Annotated in this window: 18 protein-coding genes; 13 read left to right on the forward strand and 5 right to left on the reverse strand. The window is 49.8% G+C overall.

Annotated elements, in window-relative coordinates:
- The first annotated feature begins 86 nt into the window (after nucleotides 1–86).
- Complete coding sequence (locus tag MN202_RS02565) at nucleotides 87–2,747, forward strand: ATP-binding protein (RefSeq protein WP_335734526.1); 2,661 nt, start codon at nucleotides 87–89, stop codon at nucleotides 2,745–2,747.
- Nucleotides 2,748–2,792: 45 nt separating this feature from the next.
- Nucleotides 2,793–3,638, forward strand: a complete 846-nt coding sequence (locus MN202_RS02570; protein ID WP_335734527.1) for an HDOD domain-containing protein — start codon at nucleotides 2,793–2,795, stop codon at nucleotides 3,636–3,638.
- Here MN202_RS02570 and MN202_RS02575 read toward each other — a convergent pair whose 3' ends face one another.
- Together MN202_RS02575 and MN202_RS02580 are read right to left on the reverse strand one after the other, a co-directional pair.
- On the reverse strand, nucleotides 3,639–4,538 hold the full coding sequence (locus tag MN202_RS02575) for a recombination-associated protein RdgC (protein ID WP_335734528.1): 900 nt from the start codon (nucleotides 4,536–4,538) through the stop codon (nucleotides 3,639–3,641).
- 43 nt (nucleotides 4,539–4,581) lie between these two features.
- Complete coding sequence (locus MN202_RS02580; protein ID WP_335734529.1) at nucleotides 4,582–6,330, reverse strand: sensor histidine kinase; 1,749 nt, start codon at nucleotides 6,328–6,330, stop codon at nucleotides 4,582–4,584.
- A gap of 189 nt (nucleotides 6,331–6,519) precedes the next feature.
- Here MN202_RS02580 and MN202_RS02585 point away from each other — a divergent pair, with 189 nt between their 5' ends.
- The 7 genes from MN202_RS02585 to ung all read left to right on the forward strand — a co-directional run bounded on the left by MN202_RS02585 (nucleotide 6,520) and on the right by ung (nucleotide 14,110).
- Nucleotides 6,520–6,885 carry a response regulator gene (locus MN202_RS02585; protein ID WP_335734530.1) on the forward strand — a complete coding sequence of 122 codons (366 nt, stop codon included), beginning with the start codon at nucleotides 6,520–6,522 and terminating at the stop codon, nucleotides 6,883–6,885.
- Entirely contained in the window at nucleotides 6,882–7,496 is a 615-nt protein-coding gene (locus MN202_RS02590; RefSeq protein ID WP_335734531.1) for a chemotaxis protein, read from the forward strand. Before MN202_RS02585 ends, MN202_RS02590 begins: the two co-directional genes overlap by 4 nt.
- A complete protein-coding gene (locus MN202_RS02595) occupies nucleotides 7,496–8,455 on the forward strand; it encodes a sensor domain-containing diguanylate cyclase (protein WP_335734532.1) in 960 nt (319 codons plus the stop codon). The genes MN202_RS02590 and MN202_RS02595 overlap by 1 nt, the downstream gene beginning before the upstream one ends.
- 259 nt (nucleotides 8,456–8,714) lie before the next feature.
- Complete coding sequence (gene thrA, locus MN202_RS02600; RefSeq protein WP_335734533.1) at nucleotides 8,715–11,174, forward strand: bifunctional aspartate kinase/homoserine dehydrogenase I; 2,460 nt, start codon at nucleotides 8,715–8,717, stop codon at nucleotides 11,172–11,174.
- 5 nt (nucleotides 11,175–11,179) lie between these two features.
- The gene (gene thrB, locus MN202_RS02605; RefSeq protein WP_335734534.1) at nucleotides 11,180–12,148 is read left to right on the forward strand and encodes a homoserine kinase; all 969 of its coding nucleotides are present in this window, start codon (nucleotides 11,180–11,182) and stop codon (nucleotides 12,146–12,148) included.
- Nucleotides 12,149–12,170: 22 nt separating this feature from the next.
- Nucleotides 12,171–13,454 (forward strand): threonine synthase, encoded by a 1,284-nt coding sequence (gene thrC / locus MN202_RS02610; RefSeq protein ID WP_335734535.1) that lies wholly within the window; start codon nucleotides 12,171–12,173, stop codon nucleotides 13,452–13,454.
- Nucleotides 13,454–14,110 (forward strand): uracil-DNA glycosylase, encoded by a 657-nt coding sequence (gene ung / locus MN202_RS02615; RefSeq protein WP_335734536.1) that lies wholly within the window; start codon nucleotides 13,454–13,456, stop codon nucleotides 14,108–14,110. Before thrC ends, ung begins: the two co-directional genes overlap by 1 nt.
- Before the next feature lie 46 nt (nucleotides 14,111–14,156).
- Here ung and MN202_RS02620 read toward each other — a convergent pair whose 3' ends face one another.
- From MN202_RS02620 to tal, 3 genes are all read right to left on the reverse strand, one after another.
- Nucleotides 14,157–14,330, reverse strand: a complete 174-nt coding sequence (locus MN202_RS02620) for a DUF3545 family protein (protein ID WP_335734537.1) — start codon at nucleotides 14,328–14,330, stop codon at nucleotides 14,157–14,159.
- Between the two features lie 117 nt (nucleotides 14,331–14,447).
- A complete protein-coding gene (pgi, locus tag MN202_RS02625) occupies nucleotides 14,448–16,067 on the reverse strand; it encodes a glucose-6-phosphate isomerase (RefSeq protein WP_335734538.1) in 1,620 nt (539 codons plus the stop codon).
- 25 nt (nucleotides 16,068–16,092) lie between these two features.
- Complete coding sequence (gene tal / locus MN202_RS02630) at nucleotides 16,093–17,043, reverse strand: transaldolase (protein WP_335734539.1); 951 nt, start codon at nucleotides 17,041–17,043, stop codon at nucleotides 16,093–16,095.
- 205 nt (nucleotides 17,044–17,248) lie between these two features.
- On the opposite strand from tal, the gene MN202_RS02635 reads away from it, so the two are divergent.
- The 4 genes from MN202_RS02635 (at nucleotide 17,249) to MN202_RS02650 (ending at nucleotide 22,157) form a co-directional block, all read left to right on the forward strand.
- Nucleotides 17,249–18,865 (forward strand): tetratricopeptide repeat protein, encoded by a 1,617-nt coding sequence (locus MN202_RS02635; RefSeq protein WP_335734540.1) that lies wholly within the window; start codon nucleotides 17,249–17,251, stop codon nucleotides 18,863–18,865.
- 25 nt (nucleotides 18,866–18,890) lie between these two features.
- A complete protein-coding gene (gene yaaA, locus MN202_RS02640; RefSeq protein ID WP_335734541.1) occupies nucleotides 18,891–19,667 on the forward strand; it encodes a peroxide stress protein YaaA in 777 nt (258 codons plus the stop codon).
- Between the two features lie 83 nt (nucleotides 19,668–19,750).
- On the forward strand, nucleotides 19,751–21,049 hold the full coding sequence (locus MN202_RS02645) for an inosine/guanosine kinase (RefSeq protein ID WP_335734542.1): 1,299 nt from the start codon (nucleotides 19,751–19,753) through the stop codon (nucleotides 21,047–21,049).
- A 211-nt stretch (nucleotides 21,050–21,260) separates the two neighbouring features.
- Nucleotides 21,261–22,157 carry a hypothetical protein gene (locus tag MN202_RS02650; protein ID WP_335734543.1) on the forward strand — a complete coding sequence of 299 codons (897 nt, stop codon included), beginning with the start codon at nucleotides 21,261–21,263 and terminating at the stop codon, nucleotides 22,155–22,157.
- The last annotated feature ends 36 nt before the right edge of the window (nucleotides 22,158–22,193 follow it).

Genomic DNA, 22,193 nt, shown 5'->3' on the forward strand with positions numbered 1-22,193 from the left:
CTCTGTTGTAAAGCGTTGCGCTGCTGGTTATGCTGTAGCACTACAAAAACACGCAGGGCCAGCCCCTGCAAGTGTGCAGGACAAGGATGAAGTTACGCGAGACGCTGGTCGCCTATATATTTCCACTGCTGGTTATACCTGTTGTGGCCTTTGGTTATTTGGCGTATCAATTTAGTAAGCAGTATTTACAACACCAGGCGCTGTATCAGGCCGAGCGCGTGCTGGCGCAGCAGCAACTGCAACTCAGCGGGTTTTTGCAAGAAAAACAAACACAATTGGCGATACTGGCGCAAAATCCTTTGCTGGCTGAGTTTACACAACAACAAAGTGATACGGCGTTAATAAAGCTTAAGCAGCAGTTACGTCAGTTTATGCGTAATAGCAGCCATGTTGTTTCCGTTAAGCTTATTCACCTTACCGGCGATTACGCTTTACAGCTACCTGAGCGGGCGCAATTGTCCAGTGTGCCCAACCGCTTTCGCAACGAATATTTCTCGTCATTACAGGCCCAGGTGGAAGACAGCGGCTACTTTTTGGCACAAGACAATGATACCAGCCAGCTACAGTTATTTTTTGCTCAAAAGCTGTATGCCAGCTCGGTCACCGAAGCCCGGCGGCTATGGGGATATTTGGTACTGGTGGTTAGCCCGGATGAACTCAGTCAGATAGTTGGCTATCGGCATACGCCAGCCAGCGTTACTTTATTGATCAATAAAGCGGCAACGGTAACCTATGCTGACAACAAAGCTCTGATTGGCAGCGCCTTTGCCCCAACAAATTTTCGTGCAATTCAGCAAACCATAGATGCCAGTGAGTTTTCACCGGTAGTACTGCTCGGCCAGCGCAGGTTACTGCTGGGCAAGAGTTTACCTGGTCAGTATCAACTGCTGTTTGGGCTTGATCCAACTGAGCTGTTTAGCCAGCAACGTCTGGTGTCTTTAGTGCTGGCATTATTGACTGTGCTGGTGTGCTTAACATTACCAATGCTGGTGTACTGGTTGTTGATCCGTAATATTTTTGCACCGATTAAACAACTTACGGCTGCTAAAACCGCAGTGGGCAGAGGCGATCTGTCGACATTGCTTGAAGTTAAAAAGCAGGATGAATTAGGCGACATGTTTGCCGCTTTTAATGTCATGGTGCGCCAGCTGCGGGTATATCGCGAGCGCGAGCGGGCATATAAGCAGCAACTGGAAGACAAAGTTTTACGCCGTACTCAGGATTTGGCCCGTGCCAATGATGACTTAGCTGCTGCCAACCAGGAGCTGATACTGGCGCGCGAAGCCGCTGAACAGGCTAACCGGTTAAAGAGCGTGTTTCTGGCCAATATGAGCCATGAGATCCGCACGCCACTTACCGCTATTATTGGTTTTTCCGAGCAAGCACAATATGAATCTGATGCCGGTAAATTACAAAATTACCTGCAACGGGTATTAAAAAGCGGCGATCATTTGCTTGGGCTGATTAACGATATTCTTGATTTGTCAAAAATAGAAGCAGAAAAGCTGGAGCTCAACTACGAGGACTTTAACTGGCTGGCATTACTCGATGATGTATATCTGCTTACCCGCACCCAGGCTGAAGCCAAGGGGCTACAGTGCGTGCTTGATTTGCATTTCCCGTTACCGGAACAAATCTTTAATGATCCGTTACGGTTTCGCCAGGTGTTGCTAAACCTGACCAGCAACTCGGTTAAATTTACTAAAAAAGGCAAGATTGTCATAGTGGTAGCATACGACGTCCTGTCGCAGCAGTTGTCGATCAAAGTCAAAGATTCCGGCGTTGGTATGTCAGTGGATGAGCTAAGCCGTATCTTCCAGCCGTTTGTGCAGGCCGATTCAACAGTAACCCGGCATTTTGGTGGTACAGGATTGGGGCTGGTTATCTCAAAGAAACTGATGCAACAGATGGGTGGTGATATCCAGGTTGAAAGTGTCAAAGGTATCGGTAGCTGCTTTGAGTTGGTGTTTGACTGCAGCGCGCGCCAGCCAGAGCTGGTAACAGCCTATTATCGTCACAATATGACAGATGCAGTGCAACCGGATATGGTAACGGAAAAGCAACTTAAAATACTGGTGGCAGAAGATAACCCGGATAACCAGCTACTGTTGCAGTTAATGCTGCAAAAAGCCCAGGCTGGCTGCATACTGGTCGACAATGGTAAAAAAGCGGTTGAATGTGCACTAGCGGAAGACTTTGACCTGATTTTTATGGATATGCAAATGCCGGTAATGGGCGGTGAAGAAGCCACCCGGCTGATCCGGCATGCAGGTATTGAAACACCGGTGATTGCGGTAACAGCCAATGTAATGTCAGAAGATGCCGAGCGCTATAAACAGGCCGGATGCCAGGCACTGTTGGCTAAGCCGGTAATGCAGGCTGATCTGTTAGCGGTATTGGCAAAGTTTGGCAGTAAAACCGTATCACGTGCCGAGCAATTAGAGCAGCAATTAGCACAAGATCCACAAATGCTGGCATTAAAGCAGCAGTTTACCCTGCAATTACCGGCGTTACACCAGCAGCTAGAGCAGCATTTTTCCCGCCAGCAGTGGACCGAGCTGGCTTATGCCGCTCATAGCTTAAAGGGCAGTGCCGGTAGTATGGGCTATCCGCAAATTACTGTGCTGGCGGGTGAACTTGAAATTAGCGCCCGCTCGCAACAGGCAGAACAATGTGCCGGGCAACTTATGCAAATAGGCGTTATTATTAACAGCGCGCAGCCAGATCTGGCCCGCGATGATAACTGAGTTTAGCATCAGCTGGGGTAGTGTACCTGCTGCAGCCGGGGGAACATGATGTCTGTGCACCACACTATTGAACAAATGCTGCAACATAAGATACAGCATGATCAGCTGACATTGCCAACCTTACCCGAAGTAGCACTAAAAGTGCGGCAGCGCAGTGCCGAGCAGGATATCAGCCTGCCACAGATGGCTGACGTTATCTCACAGGATCCGGCGTTAGCTGCCCGTATGATTAAAGTTTCCAATAGCGCTTTTATGGGGCGCTCTATCAAGGTGAGTACGTTAAATCAGGCGGTTACCCGGATTGGCTTAAGCCAAATTCGCAATATTGCCATTGCCATGGCATTAGAGCAGGTGTTTGTCTCCAGGCATAAGCAGGTACAACAACATCTAGACAATCTATGGCAAAATAGCGTGCAGGTAGCCGCGATAGCCGCTGCGACCTTTTCCTATTACACCAGCCATGTTCCGGGTACCGGCTTAAATAAAGATGTGTTGACGTTAATGGCGCTGGTACACAATATCGGTGCTATGCCAGTGCTGACAGAAGCTGAACGCAATGAAGACTTGCTTGGTGATCCGCGTTTTTTGGTTAATTTGGCCGATCAGCTGGCACCGCAAATCAGTGCGCGTATTTTGTATGCCTGGGGGTTTGCCGAGCTTTTTGTGCAGGCTGCGCTAAACTGGCGCATTGCAAAGCCCGAGCAACCTGGCCCGGGCTACACCGATTTTATCCGGCTGGCGGTAATGGCCCAAGGCAACTATGCAGATGCCAACCTGCAACAACGCTTGCTGAATTACTATCTGCAATGTGGCGTGATCCCGCAGACTGACTTTATGCAACATCCTGATATTCAACAATGTTATCAGGATGTGCGGGCCATTTTCAGCTAGTTATTGTTCAGTACCAAGTTGCCCGGCAATCCGCAGCAGGGCACTATTGAGCGCACTGCTCATTAATAACAAATCGGCATCCAGCCGGGCACTAAGGTCTTCCCAGCCTAATTCGTCATTCTGCGCAGTCAGCAGTTCATGGAATTTTAACCGTTTTAGTGCACCGTCATCGGTAATTTGCAGCGCCAGCGCATCTGATTGCTCCAGGCTGATACAGGTAACCAGCTTATCCTGTAAATGACTTTGCACTTCATCAGCGCTAAGCAGATGGTTGCTGAATTTTACTTTGGCACCTTCTTCATCCGGCGCTTTTAACTCAGCATCACTACCCAGCGCAAAGCCCTCAGGCAATGCTTTATTTTGCAACCACAGTTGCAAATTAGTGTTTAATTTATGGTTGTCCAGCCATGGCAGCGCAGGCAGTGAGCCAAGAGCTTTGCGCAACAAAGCCAATATATCTTCAGCCTTGCCGGCACTGCTGGTATTTATTACTAACCAGTGGTTTTGTGCATCGTAGTAGCCCTGCGTCAATGACGAGCGGCTAAAAGCGCGTGGCAATAAACTCAGTTGCAGTTCTTCTTTTAGCGCCTGCTTTTCTTTGCGGCTAAGTGGCCGGCCTTTTTCTTGCTCCATGGCTTCAAGCCGCGGTTGCATTTCTTCATTGATCACGGCAGCCGGCAGAATTTTTTCCTGCCGTTTTACGGCAAAAAACAGCAGTGAATCGAGCGAGTGACAATATTGCTTAATACTTTGATGTAGCGGAAAGCTGAAACCGCTTCTAACCATTTCCTGTGCTGTCAGCGGGCTAAATTTAAACTCGCTCAGTGCTTGTTCCCAAACTGATACATCGGTTGTTAAAGGGGCACTGAGACGATATACCCGGGCATTCTTAAACCACATAAACTACTCACTTAGCAAAATCAGGCCTGCAGTATAACGCGGATTATGCGGATATCTTCAGGTTTTTTGGAAAGCAAATATGGTAATGCAAACCTTTACCGGGCTCACTGGTCACGGTAATACTGCCTCCCAGCGTTTGACGCACCAGGTTATAGGTTATGTGAGTGCCAAGGCCGCTACCACCCTGATCACGTTTAGTGGTAAAGAACGGATGGAACAGTTTTTGTAGTTGCTCAGGCGCTAAACCCTTTCCATTGTCGCTGTATTTGATATCGACATTATTGCCTTCGTCTAACACCGTAATGCGGATTTGGCCGGCGTCCATCTCTTCAAAACCGTGGATTAAGGAATTCATCAACAGGTTCGTAAAAATTTGTGAGATAGCTCCGGCAGGGCAACTTAATATGATGTTATCCGGGCAGTTCAGCTCTATCTGGTGGCGGGTTTTTTTAAAGTTAGGCTGTAACGAGCGGATCACTTCGTGCAGATAGTCAGCCAGGTTAATGGTGCGTACTGCTTCGCTGGTTTGATCAACCGCAATTTGTTTAAAGCTGGCAATAAGTTCAGATGCGCGGACCAAATTCGATTGCAGTAATTCAGTACCCTGGGTGGCTTCGGCAATAAAATGCTCCAGTGCCTTAGGTGATAGCGTTTTATCCTGATATGACTGCGCCAGAGCGTGCAGCTTTTCCGCCAGAAAGCTGGTTGCGGTGACACCTATACCCACAGGCGTATTCACTTCATGGGTAATACCGGCCACCAAACCACCTAATGCAGCCATTTTTTCTGATTGCACCAGGCGGTCCTGTGCTTGTTTTAAATCATCAACAATGCGTTCCAGTTCGCTTTGCTTGCCACGCAGCGCGTCTTCGGTATGGCGGCGGCGTTCAATTTCTTCACGCAGGCTTTGCTGCTTTACTTCCAACTCTTGCTTTTGCTGCTGTAAATCCATCATGGCCTGGCTTAAGCCAGAGGTTTTACGGGCAACTTCCTGCTCCAGCATTAAATTATGCTGATCGAGTTTTTCGTTCGACAGCATCAATTGCTTTTGCGTGGTTTCCAGCTGAGTTTTGTAATCCTGTACCCGGCCGATTAAGCGGTTAAAGGCATCGGCCATTACGCTTAATTCAGAGGTATCATCGTGCTGAATTTCAACTTTGGTGCCTTCGAGCTGGTCTAGCTCAAGGTCTTCAATTTGCTGGGTAAGTTCTGTCAACGGTAACGTCAGCTGACGCCTGAATGCCATCAGAAACAGAATGATCAAGAAAGTGGTTTTTAAAAACGCGTTGCCAACCAAAAAGTAGATGCCAATTTTAATGCGATCAATCACCACCGCCCGGCTGGAAAACAGGGTGACATCGCCAACCTGAGTAGCACGGCCGGAAAACTCGAAAATAAGTGGAAAGGTATAACCAAAAATACCTGACTGTTGTTCTGTCAGGCGCACCCCTTCGCGTACCAGCTGGGTGCTGAAACGTTCCTGAATATTGATATAGCGGCCCAATTGGGTAATAACGGCGCCGCTGTCATCGCGCACTATAATGCCTTCAATGGCTGGTATGGCTAATAAGCCGTCGGCAATAACCAGAGCTTGCTGGGTATTCAGCTCCCAGATAGCGCGGGTCAGACTGCCGGAAAAGGTTTGCTGCAGGGTTTCTAACTCGCCATTGATATGGTTTTTGGTATTAAAATACTCGGCGACAATTTGCCCCAGTGTTACCACAAATGTCAGGATAAAATACACAGACAAGACTTTGGTCAACAGTTTGCGGGACAGACTTTTGTGCTGCATGAAGTAACCTTGTGTGAACGGCGTTTTTCTTGGAATTGTCAGACTACCATAACCAATAAACACCTGTTTGCAAATAGTGGTATCTAATCTCTGCTATTTATAGCTCAGTTATTGCATTATGGCCGCAGCATGTATATATTTTTTAACCAGTTTACGCCCAAAACATTACAACAATACAGGCTGCAGTACATGGCACTAACCGTATTAATCTGTGACGACTCCCTTCTTGCCCGCAATCAGTTAAAGAAATCGCTGCCTGCTGATTTTGACGCCAGCATTGTCACGGCCAGCAATGGCCTGGAAGCGTTGGCTATTTTGCGCTCCACCGAAATTGGCCTGGTGTTTCTGGATCTTACTATGCCTGAGCTGGACGGAGTTGGTGTATTGGAAGCGATTAAAGCTGAAGCCATGGATTGTCTGGTGATTGTCGTCTCGGCGGATATTCAACCTGAGATGCAAAAACGGGTGCTGGATTTGGGGGCGCTGGCCTTTGTGCGCAAACCGGCCAGTGCAGAAAAGCTAGCCGAGGTTATGCATAAGTACGGATTGATATGACCACTTTGTATTTCACCGAAGAGCAACGCGATTGCTTGCAAGAGCTGGTTAATGTTGCCATGGGCCTGGCCAGCGACAAGCTGGCACGCTATCTCGACACCCTGGTGCATCTGCAGGTGCCGGCCATCGCATTGGTTGAAACAGAGCAATTACCCGAGCATTTCGCCCGGCGTTATCCGCAGCACAATGCCAGCCTGATCAGCTTGGGATTTTTTGGTGATCAGGGCTTACGTGGCGAAACCATCATGCTGTACCAGCTGGAAAACGTCGGCGTGATAGCGCAGCTACTTGGTTACGCTGACGATGACAGTTCAGAGGCCGAAATGTTGACTGACATTAGCTCTGTGCTGACGACAACGTTTTTAAATGGTTTGGCTGAACAGCTGGAAAATAGTTTTTCTTATGCCGCACCGCGAATTTTATCCAGCCGCGATCAGCATTTTGTCCAAAAGCTTGCCGATACCGCCAGCCAGTGGCAGCTGGCGTTGCAGGTGGATATTCGTTATCAGCTGATAGATTACAGTTTTAATTGCGACATGATGTTGCTGGTACCGGGAGAAGCGGTACTTCAACTTCGGCAGATGCTGAATAAAGTGCTGGCCGGTTTCTGATGCAGATAGCAGGGTTATTACAGCCACTGTTAGCGCAGCTGAACAGCGGCGTGCTGGTACTGGACGCAGAATACCGGTTGGTGTTTATTAATCAGTTTATTGCCCGCAGAGCCAATTTGGTATTGGCTGAAGTGCAGGGCAGGTTGTTGTTTGATGTGTTTACTGATCTACCCAGAGCCTGGTTGCAGCGCAAGCTGGACAGTGTACAGGAACTGCAAATTCCGGCATTTAGTAACTGGGAGCAGCGGCAGTATATTTTTAAGTTACCGCACTTAAGACCACTCAGTACCGGTAGCCAGTATATGGCGCAAAACTGCAGCATCATGCCGCTTAGCAGTGCAGACAACAACGCCGGTTATATTTGTATTCTGATTGAAGATGCTACCGATGCCTTTGTTTATCAGCAGCAGTTGCACAGCAGTATGCAGCAATTGGAACAAGCCAACCGGATTGATGGTCTGACTGGCATTTTTAACCGCCGTTACTGGCAGCAGCAGTTGCAATTAGAGCTGCAACGGGCAACGCGCTATCAGCATCCGCTGTCGTTACTGCTGTTTGATTTAGATAAATTTAAGCAACTCAATGATACCTATGGCCATCAGGGTGGTGATGCCGTGCTGATTTCAGTGTCGCAGCAGATCGCCACTTTGCTGCGTGACACCGACATTTTTGGCCGCTACGGTGGTGAAGAATTTGGCGTAATATTGCCCGAGACCGCGCTGAGTGGTGCCATGATGGTAGCCAACCGGGTGTGCCAGGCTATTGCCAGCCAAACCGTCAGTTACAACCAGCAGCACATCGCGGTGACCTTAAGTATCGGTGTGGCCAGTTTTACCGGTCAAAGTATTGATGAATTGATCCAGCAAACCGATATTGCCCTGTACAACGCCAAACGACAGGGGCGCAACTGCGTCAGAGCTTATGCCAGTGAGCAAAATTACCTTAAAAAGGTAAATTGAATTGGTCGCACATTTAGCCATTGACAGCCGTCTATAAGTCTGTGCATAGTGTGGCTATGAAAATAAAAACAACTGTACTCACCACCATTATTATTACCACCAACCCTTCGGGGTAGGAGGTCGGCGGAGTATTGTCTGTTTAAAAGACCCGTGACCTCAGATGTCACGGGTTTTTTTTTGGCCTGGTTTTCTGGCCTGTTTTAAACCAAGAGTCGCGATAGCTGAACAATAACAGTCATAACAGCGCAAGGAGTTAAAAATGAGGGTGCTCAAGTTTGGTGGGTCGTCGCTGGCATCAGTGCAGCGTTTTGCTGAAGTTGCAACTATAGTGCAACAGCAAAGCAGCACGGACAGTATTTGTCTGGTGTTATCTGCGCCACAAGGAGTAACAAACACCCTGGTTGAGCTGACCGATTTAGCTTATCTGGGGTCTGATTTTGCACCGCTACTGCAACAGTTGGCACAACGTTATCAACAACTGCTGGCAGATGCAGCGGCTCAGTTTGCTACCGTCGAGCTAACCGCGGCACGGCAGGTGGTTGAACAGCAGCTACAGCAACTGAACGCCCAGTTAACTGGCATATCTTTGCTGCGTCATTGTCCGGATCATATCAAAGCGCAGTTGCTGGGCTTAGGCGAGCAATTTAGTGTGGCACTGATGGTTGCATTGTTAAAAGCGGCAGATATCGCCGCCCAGGCCTTGGATGCGGTGCAATTGGTTAAAAGCAGTGGCGACTATTTAAATGCGACAGCAGATATCAGCGCGTCAGAGCAAACATTGCAAAGTGCTGTCGCCAGCAGCAGTGCCAGAGTCTATGTTATCGCCGGTTTTGTATCCAGCAATGCGCAGGGTGAAACCTGTCTGCTTGGCCGCAACGGCTCAGATTATTCCGGTGCTATAGTTGCAGCCAGCCTGCGGGCTGATGCGTGTGAGATTTGGACCGATGTCGACGGGGTTTACAGTGCCGATCCGCGTCAGGTAAAAAATGCCAAACTAATAGACCGCTTATCTTACGATGAAGCCATGGAGCTGTCGTATTTTGGCGCTAAAGTATTACATCCCAAAACCATAGGCCCGCTGGCACGCTATCAGATCCCTTGTTATATCAAAAACACACTTAATCCATCTGCACCTGGTACTTGCATTGACAACGACGGTGAAGGCGATGCGCTGGTAAAGGGGATCTCCAGTCTGGAACATCTGACGTTGATCACGGTGTCAGGCCCGGGTTTAAAAGGCGTGGTGGGTATGGCCAGCCGGGTGTTTGCTTCTATGGCACGCTCGCAGATTTCGGTTAGTTTAATTACCCAATCCTCTTCAGAGTTCAGCATCAGCTTTTGCGTACCACAGCTGCATTTATCCGCTGCCAAACGGGCTTTGCAACAAGAGTTTGAGCTGGAATTGCAAACCGGTTTATTGCGGCCGCTGAATATTCAGTCAGATATGGCGATAGTGAGTCTGGTAGGTGATGGTATGCGCCAGCATCAAGGCGTTGCCGCCAAGTTTTTCGCGTCACTGGCTCAGGCGCGTGTCAATGTGGTGGCCATAGCACAGGATAGCAGCGAACGCTCAATTTCAGCGGTTATTGAGCAGGCGGCCTGTAAAAATGCCGTTAAGGTCTGTCACGAGAACTTCTTCAGCCATATTCCCAGTATTGATATTTTTCTGGTCGGCTGTGGCGTAGTGGGCAGTGAGCTGTTGCAACAGATCCACCGCCAGCAAGCATTTTTGCACAGCCGCCAGGTTAAACTGACCGTGTATGGCATTGCCAACAGTAAAAATCTGTTGCTGCAACCTGACGGTATTGACTTACAACACTGGGCTGAGCAGTTAAGTGGAGCAAAGCATCAGTTTTCGTTGCCGGTACTGGCTGACTTTGTGCGCCAGCAGCACCTGACTAATCCGGTATTAGTCGATTGCACCAGTGCAGAGGCCGTAGCCGGCCAGTATGCGGATTTTCTGGCGGCCGGTTTCCATGTGGTAACACCGAACAAAAAAGCCAATACCGCATCTTACAGTTACTACCAGAAACTGCGGCAGCTGGCGCAGCAAAATCGCCGGCGCTTTTTATACGAAACCACCGTAGGTGCCGGCTTGCCAGTTATCGATACCTTGCAGGGGTTACTGAATGCAGGCGATGAGCTGCTGGCCTTTGAAGGCATTTTGTCAGGCTCGTTGTCGTATATTTTTGGTGAGTTGGAAGCTGGCAGCAGTCTGTCAGACGTGACCAATAAAGCACGGGATAAGGGCTTTACCGAGCCGGATCCACGAGATGATCTCTCCGGTATGGACGTGGCCCGCAAGCTACTGATACTGGCGCGTGAAGCCGGTATGACGCTGGAGCTTAGCGATGTCGAAGTCGAAGCCGTATTGCCGGCCGGCTTTGCCACAGACTGCAGTACCGAGGCATTTTTGGCGCAGTTACCCCAGCTTGATGCTGAATTTGCCAAACGTATTGCTCAGGCTAAAGCAGAAGGCAAGGTGCTGCGTTATATCGGTGAAATTGTTGATGGCAAGTGTAAAGTCGCCATTAAAGCGCTGCAGGTTGATCATCCGCTGGCGAAGGTTAAAGATGGTGAAAACGCTCTGGCCATTCACACCCGTTATTATCAGCCGATCCCGTTTGTATTGCGTGGTTATGGTGCTGGTGCAGCCGTTACATCAGCCGGGGTGTTCAGCGATCTGATGCGCACCCTTGGCTGGCAACAGCAGGTGTAATGACGATGCAGCAAGTTTCTGATTTAGCAAGCTTAAGTTACCTGAAGCGTTATTACGCCCCGGCATCAACCGGTAATTTTTCGGTCGGTTTTGATTTGCTCGGTGCGGCTTTTGAACCGCTTAACGGCGAGGTGTTTGGCGATGTGCTGGATATCGTCGCTGAAAGCGAAGAGCTAAGCCTCGACATTGTCGGTCGCTATGTCCATCAGCTACCGCAAACGAGCAATGATAATCTGGTGTTGAGCTGTTTTTACGCCTTTGAGCAAAAACTCGGCCGCAGATTGCCTCGTCTGTCATTGCGCTTACATAAAAATCTACCGGTCGGCAGCGGTTTGGGTTCCAGCGCCTGTTCTATCGTGGTGGCTTGTTACGCCTTTAATGAGTATTTTGGCCAGCCTTTATCGGCGCATGAATTACTGCAACTGATGGCGCAGGCTGAAGGTGGGGTAAGCGGCAGTGTGCATTATGACAATGTGGCACCGTCGTATTTAGGTGGGTTACAGCTAATGTTACCCGACAGCGCTAAACTGTGCCGCGCTTTGCCCTGGTTTGAGCACTGGCGCGTGGTATTGTGTTATCCCGGTACAGTATTATCAACCAAGGCCGCCCGAGCTGTGTTACCGCAGCAGTTATCGCTGGCGCAAAGTATTGCCTTTGCCGGCATACTAAGCCGTTTTGTCAGTGCCATGTATGTGGCGGATGAGACTGAAGCCGTGGCTGCAATCCGCGATCTGATCGCCGAGCCGGCGCGCATGCCGCTGATACCCGAGTTAGCCGCGCTGCGTGCAGCACTGACAGAGCAAGGCGTGCTGCATCTGGGCATTTCCGGTGCCGGCCCGACCTTGTTTGCGCTGTGTAGCAATGACGCACAGGCGCAACTTGCTGCAGAGTATTTATCGCGGCATTATGCCAAAAATCAGGACGCGACAACGCAAATCTGTCGTTTGTCAGCACAGGGCGCACGGGCGCTGTAGTGAAAGAGGCCTTAAAATTATTATGCAATTAACTAACTTAAAAGTAGCAGCAGAGCAGGTGAGCTTTTTACAGGCCGTACGCCAGGGCCTGGGCCAGCAACAGGGGTTGTTTTTTCCTACGCAATGGCCAAAGCTGGATATTGACCGGCTGCTGGCTATGCCGCTGGTAGAGCGCAGCAGCGAGATCTTACAGGCATTAATTGGCGACGAGCTCAGCGCCAGCGAAGTAACACAGATGGTACGTCAGGCTTTTACTTTTCCGGCACCTTTGGCCGCGGTAGCAGATGATCTGGCCTGCCTGGAGTTGTTTCATGGTCCGACACTGGCATTTAAAGACTTTGGCGGCCGCTTTATGGCGCAGGCCCTGGCTAAGGCGCAGTCAGGTAAAGAAACAACGATAGTTACCGCTACTTCAGGTGATACCGGTGCTGCCGTGGCGCATGCGTTTTACCGTCAAGCCGGCGTCAGAGTCGTGATCTTATTCCCGAAGGGTAAAATCAGCCCGTTACAGGAGAAGTTGTTTACAACCTTAGGTGACAATATCACCACGCTGGCGGTAGACGGTGATTTTGACCAGTGTCAGGCACTGGTTAAACAGGTATTTGATGATAAAGCACTGGTGCAGCAACTGGGTATCAATTCTGCTAATTCAATTAATATCAGCCGCTTGTTTGCCCAGGTGTGTTACTACTTTGAAGCTATGGCCCAGGTGCCGGCTGAAAAGCGGCAGCAGGTGGTTATTGCTGTGCCAAGCGGCAACTTTGGTAACCTGACCGCCGGCTTGATCGCCAAAGCGCTGGGCTTACCGATCAAGCGGATGGTTGCGGCCACCAACAGCAATGATACTGTACCGCGTTACTGGCGCAGTGGCGACTGGCAACCCAAAACCACAGTCGCTACCTTGTCTAACGCGATGGATGTGGCGGCACCGAATAACTGGCCACGGGTTGAAGCCTTGCTGGCGCAGGGCGTGATCAGCCGTGATGATATTGAAGCGGTGATGGTTGATGAAGATGATACCGTTCTGGGCGTCAGGCAGCTGTCGCAGCTGGGCTATTTAAGTGAGCCGCACGCAGCGGTAGCGTTTAAGGCGTTGAAGCGCAGTATACAGGCTGACGAGTTTGGTATTTTTCTTGGTACCGCGCACCCGGCAAAGTTTAAAGAGCAGGTTGAAAATATCCTCGGTACGCCATTAGCGTTGCCGGAGGCCTTAGCACGCTGTGCAGCCGAGCAAAGCCTATGCCGGGACATTGCAGCCGATTTCAGCGCGCTGAAACAGGCTCTGTTGTCATTGGAGCCAAGCTAATGTCGTGGCAGCAGTTACTTGGCGAAGAAAAGCAGCAGGATTATTTTATCGCCACGTTGGAAACGGTAAAACAGGCGCGGCTGGCGGGGCAGGTTATATACCCGCCCGAAGCGGATGTGTTTAATGCCTTTAAACTAACGGCACCGGATCAGCTTAAAGTGGTGATCCTGGGGCAAGATCCTTACCATGGGCCGAATCAGGCGCATGGTTTGGCATTTTCAGTGCGCAGCGGCGTACGGGTGCCGCCGTCATTGCAAAATATGTATAAAGAGCTGGCGCTGGAGTATCCGGATTTTCAAATCCCGGCTCATGGTTGTCTGGAAGCCTGGGCAAAGCAGGGCGTGTTACTGCTGAATACGGTTTTGACGGTAGTAGCAACCCAAGCCAATTCACACCGCCATCTGGGCTGGGAGCAATTTACCGACAAGGTGATTGCGCAAATCAGCAGTCATTGTAGCGGCATAGTGTTTTTGCTGTGGGGCTCGCACGCACAGAAAAAAGGTCGCTTTATCGACCGCCAGCGTCACCATGTACTGGAAGCACCGCATCCGTCACCGCTGTCAGCCCACCGCGGTTTTCTTGGTTGTGGCCACTTCAAACAAGCAAACGCCTTGTTGCAGCAACAGGGTAAAAGCCCGGTTGACTGGCAACTGTGACAGCAGCAAATAATAAAAACGCCCGCTGTATAAAGCGGGCGTTTTTTTACAATTCTATGTCAGACAATTCTGGCTCTATGGTCCAGTCTATGTCGCTTAACTCCTTTTTCAAACGTTGCCGTTCTTTCAATTGCTCTATTTCGCGCCACTTTCGCTTCACCGCTTTAGGTTTTGCGGCTGGGCGTTCCAACATATTCAGTAAATCTTCGAAGCTTTCCATAGTTGTGCCTCTCTGAGTGTTGTTGTTGTTGTTATTTTCAACAAAGTGTTTACCACATTTCTGCTGAAAATAAAACACCTAAGTGACAGCCTGATGACAAGCCCGGCGTATTTACTATTATTTTTGTCGCATAAAGTGCGCAATCAAGGCCTGAGTTGAGTTGTCCAGTGCGCTGGCATCTGCACCGCTAAGTGCCTGATAAATGGGTCCGGATAACTGCTTACCCAGTTCTACACCCCATTGATCAAACGAATTGAGCTGCCACAATACGCCCTGGCAAAACACCTTGTGCTCGTAAAGGGCAATTAACGCACCCAGATAGTAAGGCGACAGAGCCGGTAGCAGCAGGGTATTGCTGGGTTTATTACCCGGTGACACCTTGTGCGGTGCCAAAGCGGCGGCCTGCTCTGCAGTCATACCTGCTGCCAGGCATTCGTCTGTGGCTTCCTGCAGTGTTTTGCCCTGCATCAGTGCCTGAGTTTGTGCAAAACAATGCGCCGCTAAGCGCTGATGCTGATCAGTTAAATTATGCGCGCAGGCTACCGGCAAAATAAAATCGGCTGGTACGGCAAGTGCACTTTGATGCAACAACTGGTGATAAGCATGCTGGCCATTAGTGCCAGCGTCGCCCCAGATCACCGGCGCAGTAGCATCGGTAAGTGGTTGGCCGTTCAGGTCAACACTTTTGCCGTTCGATTCCATGTCGAGCTGTTGCACATAAGAAGGCAGCAAACGTAAATAGTGGCTGTATGGCAATAAGGCCTGGGCCTGACAGCCAAAACCATTGATATACCAAATACCTAACAGCGCCAGTGTCAGCGGCATGTTTTCTGCCGCCGGCGCACTAATAAAATGCTGATCCATGGCTTCAGCACCGGCCAGCAGCTGGGCAAAATGAGTATTGCCAATCATCAGTGCCAGCGGTAAACCAATAGCCGACCATAAAGAGTAACGGCCACCAACCCAATCCCACATCGGTAAAATATGCTCGGCGATAATGCCAAACTCTGCCGCAGCGCTAATATTGGACGATGTTGCCCAAAAATGGCGGGCAATAGCCGCACTGTCAGCGCCATGCTCTTTAAACCACTGCCGGATAGCCAGGGCGTTTTGTTTGGTTTCTTCGGTGCCAAAAGATTTCGATGCTACAACCACCAGAGTCGTCGCGGGGTCGAGGTGTTTTACGACATCAGATACTACAGCGCCGTCTATATTGCCGGCAAAGTGCAGTTTTACCGGGCTGCAATGATAAGGCGTTAATGCCTCTACAGCCATTTGTGGCCCGAGTAACGAGCCGCCAATACCAACCCATATCAAATCGGTAATCGCTTTGCCGCTATAACCTTTATATTCACCGTTATGTAACTGGCTGACCAGCGCTGTCATTTTGGCTCTGCAAGAGAGGATCTGGCTGCCGACCTCTTCGCCATCCAGTGTCAGGCCGCTGACGTCAGTTTTACGCAACATCATATGCCATACTGCACGCTGTTCAGTGTTATTGATTTTTTCGCCGGCTAACATCGCCTGCAGCTGTTGCTGCAGGGGACTTTGTTGCGCCAGTTGCTGCAAAGCTTGCCAACTTTGCTCATTGATCAGATTTTTTGAGTAGTCCAGCATAATACCGCAGGCGGTCATGCTATAGCGGCTGGCCCGGTTTGGATCGGCGGCAAAGGCCTGGCGTAAAGATAGCGGCTGGGCAGCCAGCGTTTTTAACGCTGACCAATGGCTTGCTGACATAAACTACTCCCTGAATTAAATGTTGTTACAGCGCTTGCTGGATTAATTGCTCCAGTTTGCGCTGGTCGATAGCAAACTTACGGATACCTTCAGCCAGTTTTTCTGTGGCCATCGCATCTTCATTCATGGCCCAGCGGAACTGACTCTCTGTCAGTTGTTCAGGTGCAGCATGGCTGGCACCGTTGTTGCTTAAGTGCACAGTCAGCTCGCCTTGCATCTGGCTTAACTCTGCCAGCAAAGCCGGGCTAATGGTTAACCGGTCGCAGCCGGCCAATGCCAGTACTTCGCCGGTGTTACGAAAACTGGCACCCATTACCACAGTGCTAAAACCGTGTTGCTTATAAAAACGATATATTTCACGTACCGACAACACGCCCGGATCGGTTTCGCTGTTATAGTCCTGCCCTGTGTTGGCTTTGTACCAATCGAGAATACGGCCAACAAAAGGAGAGATTAAATACACGCCGGCTTCCGCGCAGGCTCTGGCCTGTGCCATATGGAATAACAAGGTTAAGTTACACTGAATGCCTTGCTGTTCCAGCTGACGGGCAGCCTGAATACCTTCCCAGGTCGAAGCAATTTTGATTAGGATGCGCTCGGTACTGATACCATTTTCCTGATACAGCGCCACCAACTGCTGTGCTTTTGCAACAGTTGCAGCGGTATCAAACGACAAGCGGGCGTCAACTTCGGTTGATACACGGCCCGGTACCAGTTTACTGATACTGGTACCAATATCGACAGCAAACTTGTCAGACGCCAGGCTAAGCTGCGCTGCGCTGTCAGAGGTTTTGGCTCTGGCATAGGCTACAGCATTGGCCAATATGGGCTTGGCAAAATCTTGCTGGCTGGCGTTTAGCAGCAGGCTGGGGTTAGTTGTTGCATCAACCGGCCGGAATTGTTCAATAGCTGTCAAATCGCCACTGTCTACTACTACAGTGGTTACCGCTTTAAGTTGGGATAGTAAAGTAGTCATGTTGTTTTATTACCGTATTTTTGCTTACATATTAGTGATAAGCGCTTAAATAAGCAATTGTTGTAGGAATATTACAACAAAAAGCTGTTGTAATGGAAAACTCATGATAATAGCGTTGCATGCAGTAATCTAAGTTACTATATTGCCTGTTCTGTCGGTACTAGGCCGATACTAAGTTGTAACAGTAAATTAGCACAGGATCGCGATGATCTTTCAAGCCAGCTTCTATAAAAGTAAAAAACTATTGTTAATTGAAGACTGTGAGCCGGTGCGTGCCTCGATAAAAGGCATGTTACAGCAAATAGGTTTCGATGATATTACCACGGCGTCGGATGCTGTGCAGGCAGTTGCGCTAAGTAAAAAGCATAGCTTTGATTTTGTGCTGGCCGATTTTGACCTGGGCGCCGGCCAGGACGCGCTACAGTTTTTTACTGAAGCAAGTCAGCTTACGCCGCTAAAGTCGGGCTGCTGCTTTGTGCTGATGAGCGCCGAACCACGGCGATTGCCGGTACTGGGTTTGTTAAAGGGCGCTCCGGACGCTTTTATTCTGAAACCTTTTTCCTACGTTGAGCTGGAAAAACGGCTGGCCAAGGTGTGGAACCAACGGCTTAAACTGCGCAAGGTGTATCAGGCGCTGCAGGACAACGATCATCATAGCGCTCAACTGGAGCTGGATCAGGTGATCAATGCCCGCAGTTCAGCATCCTTGCCGGCGCTGCGGCTGATGGGCGAGGTACTGTTGTCAGAGGGCAATTTTGTTGCAGCGCAAAAACTGTACGAGCAGGTACTGCAGCAGCGTGACTTCAGCTGGAGCCGGTTAGGCTTTGCGGTAACCTTATTATTGCAGCAGGAGTTTACCGAAGCGCAAAGCTTGCTGCTGGAGATGACTGAAGCCGATGATATCAGGCCCGAAGCCCAGCAGTGGCTGGCGTGCTTGTATTTGCAACAGGGCCAATACACTGAAGCGCGGCAACAACTGGCTGAACTGCTAAAAAACCAGCCAACGCATATAGACGCTCATCTTGCGTCCGTTACGGCGCTGGAGCTTAGCGGCAATGCCGCCGAGGCGATTAAGTATTGGCAAAAGCTGATTCAGCAGTACAGATTCTCCGGCTTTGACCGTGCCGAGTTTTATTTTGGTTTAACCCGCTTATTTCTGCAGCAGGCGCTGCAGGCTGCAGCAACCGAAGTGCCAGGTCTGTTAAAAAAGGCCAGCGATGCGCTGGCGTCGCTACCCAATAAACTGCAAAACGAAAAAACTGAGCTTGCTGTAACTGTGCTACGCGCCAGGCTCAGTTTGTTGCAAGGCAATTACGCTGATGCCCGCCAACAGCTGGAACTGCTGCAACAGCAAGAGTTGTCTGCCGAGCCGGCTGTTGTGCTCGACTGCGCCAGTCTGGCATTTGCCCTGGGGGAGACCAAGTTATCCGAGCAATATTTAGCCCAGCTAAAAGCCAGCCAGCGCCCCTGTACTGATTTATACAGTGGCGGCCAAAACCTGTTAGCCGCCAATCTGCCAGAGCTGGAGCAAAAGCTGCGTGCTAAAATCCGGCAGTGGAATCAGGCTGGCATGGATCTGATGCAACAGGGCGATGCCGCTGCGGCTTTAACGTCTCTGCGCCAGGCTTTTATGTATATGCCATGCAATGCAGGGTTAATATTAAACCTGCTGCAGGCGCTGACAGAGCTGCCGCCAGATAAAAAGCTGGCGACACTGGCAAAAGCTGCGCTAAACGCCTTGGAATTCAGCAGTAAAACGCCAGCCAATCAGCAGCGATTGGCCAATTTATTGCCGAAACTGCCAGAGCTTTATCTCAAATAATTTTTCCCGTATTCAGGACTTTTTTATGTTGTTGCTTGTTTCTCCCGCCAAAGATTTGGATGTTCAGCCGCTGGCAAAACCAATCTCTGTTAGCCAGCCAGAGCTACTTAAACAAAGCCAGCAATTGGCCGATATTTGTAAAACGCTGACACCGGCAGATCTGTCCAGCCTGATGCATATCAGCGATAAACTGGCCGGTTTAAATGCCGCCCGTTTTGCCCAGTGGCAGCTGCCTTTTACTGAGCAAAATGCCAAGGCTGCTTTATTTGCATTTAATGGCGATGTGTATCAGGGCCTGGACGCTTTAAGTCTGTCAGATGAGGATATCGCTTTTGCCCAGCAACACCTGCGCATTTTAAGTGGCCTGTATGGCGTGCTCAGACCGCTGGATTTAATGCAGCCTTACCGGCTGGAAATGGGCATCAAACTGGCCAACCCGCAGGGTAAAGACTTATATGCGTTTTGGCAGGATACGATCACCGGGCTGTTAAACCAGCAGCTGGCCGAGCTAAATAGCGAACTGGTGGTGAATCTGGCGTCGCAGGAATATTTTAAAGCGGTAAAACCCAAGTTACTGAATGGCCGCCTTATCACGCCGGTATTTAAAGACTTTAAAAACGGCCAGTATAAAATTATCAGCTTCTTTGCTAAAAAAGCGCGTGGTTTAATGGCACGTTATATTATTCAAAACCGCTTAAGTCAGGCGGATCAGTTGCAACACTTTGATCTGGCTGGTTATCAGTTTAGCCCGGAGCATTCTTCTGGCAAAGAGCTGGTATTTTTACGTCATAGCGCAGAATAAGCACTGCGGCCAGGCCGGTTTTTTTGTTACAATGCGCGCTTTGCTTCTCTTAGCCTGACAGCGGCATAACAGCGGTATCACAGATGAAATTTCCCGGCCTGCGTAAAATTAAACATTATTTTCCGGTATCCCAGCCCAAGCCTCAGCTGCCCAGCTTCGAAGTGCGCCCGGAGCTGGATACCTATATCGTGGGCCTGGACCAAACCATAGTGGATGTGGTGGCCAGCGTTAGTGATGAATTTCTGCAAAAGTATAATATTCACAAAGGCTTATCTAATCTAGTCGAGCATGGTAAAGCCAATCTGATTTATCAGGAGCTGGTCGCTCACAATGCTATTTCCGACCATTTCGCCGGTGGCACTATCGGTAATACCATTCACAACTATTCAGTACTGGCTGATGACAAATCGGTGTTACTGGGCGTAATGTCAGCCAATATCGCGCTGGGCTCTCCGGCCTACCATTATGTATGCCATACCAGCTCAAAGGTGGATATGAACCATCTGCAGGGCGTAGCAGGTGACATTGGCCGCGGCATTACTATGATCACGCCGGACGGCGAGCGCACCTTTGTTATTGACCCCAGTGATATGGACCAGCTAAGTCCGGACTATATACCTACCGATATTATTGCCGGCGCTGCTGCTTTTGTGGTTAGTGCTTATCCGCTGCGTGCTACTGATCAGCCGATCCAGCAAGCGATGTTAAAAGCACTGCAAGATGCCAAAGCACACCAGGTGCCGGTGGTGATGAGTCTGGGTACCCGTCATCTGGTAGAAGAAAACCGCGAACAAATTCTGCGTACTATTCATGACTACGTTAATGTGCTGGCGATGAACGAACTGGAAGCGGAAGCCTTAACCGGTTTTGCCGATCCGCTAAAAGCCGCCGAAGCGATACTTGAGCATACCGATATGGTGCTTATTACCGCCGGACCGGAAGGCTTATACCTGTGTGGCCATACCGACGAGGCCGTAAAACGTGAAAGCAGCAACCCGATTAAATCTGCCAGCCTGGCCGATTTTAACCAGTATGAATTCAGCCGACCCATGCTGCAGGCTAGCTGTGATAAGCCATTAAAAGTCTATTCGCATATCGACCCTTATTTAGGCGGGCCGGAGCGGATTAAAAACACTAACGGTGCCGGTGATGGTGCGCTGTCGGCTATTTTGCATGATATGGCGGCCAATCATTTTCATAAGCAAGTGCAACCGTTATCCGGCAAGCATGAGCAACCCTATTTAGCTTATTCGTCTTTTGCCCAGATCTGTAAATATGCCAACCGGGTAAGTTACGAAATTCTGGTGCAGAATGCGCCACGCTTATCCAAAGGCCTGCCCGAGCGGGAAGACAGCCTGGAAGAAGCTTACTGGGAAAGATAAGCATTAAATGCTTGAACCACTTGATAAAGTTTGGTGTTGGCGTCGTCAGCAAGAAATCAGCTAAACGTCAGCCGCACGTCATGTAATTTCCGCCTTATAGGTTCAGTTTAGTTCTGCAGCAGGTCGTGAACGAGGGGTCATCCGCTAGCTGTTACGATGGCCAGCTCTCGCCCACGACTTGCTTTTCAAGTTATCGAAAAAGGGCTAAACGATGAAACAACGCTATATTTTTATTGCGCTACCCTTAGCTGCGTTAGCTATGTGCAGCAAAGGCTACAGTCAGGATTATCTGCCGCTGCCGGACGGCTCCTATCTGGGACAAAAGCCGCCGGGACTGACGGCTACACCCTTCGCGCCGGGTATCGTTAATACAGCAGAATGGGGCGACGCTATTGGTTTCTCGCCAGATATGCACGAGTTTTATGTCTACAGATGGAGGCATACTCAAGACGCCCGGGAGCCTGAGTCTGTCACCTATAAGCGCGTGGGCGATAGCTGGCAGAAGATAGTGATGCAAAAAGGCTGGCGCAAACCGTCTTACTCACCCGATGGCAACACCCTATATAACCGTGGCAAATATAAGCAGCGTACGGCGCAAGGTTGGTCAGAGTTCAAAAGTCTTGGCCCTGCTTTCGAAGAAATTCCTATTATGGGGCTGACTGCATCAGCCCAAGGTACCTTAGTGCTGGATGAAAATGCGCGCAGTAAAGGCGGGGAAGGCATTCTTCGCTATTCCCGTGTTATTAATGGCCAACGCGAAGCGCCCAAGCCGCTGCCTCAAACCATAAATACCGGTTTGTGGAATGCTCACCCGTTTATCGCACCAGATGAAAGTTTTATGATGTGGGACGGCGTAAGAGACACCGGCTATGGCGAGTCTGATCTTTATATTAGCTTCCGCCAGAAAGATGGCTGCTGGGGAGAGGCGATTAACCTCGGCGATTCAGTCAACACGTCAGCTGAGGAAGGCGGACCACAGATCACACCTGATGGTTTATATCTGTTTTTTAATAGAATGGTGCCCGCTGCTGATGGCAGTGCAAACGCGCAATCAGATGTATTCTGGATTGATGCCAGTTTCATTGAGACGCTGCGACCAAAATCATAAATCCTATAATCTTTTAGCGCTTTGTGCAGAGCCGTG

Source organism: Rheinheimera muenzenbergensis (assembly GCF_036984005.1).
Taxonomy (GTDB): domain Bacteria; phylum Pseudomonadota; class Gammaproteobacteria; order Enterobacterales; family Alteromonadaceae; genus Alishewanella; species Alishewanella muenzenbergensis.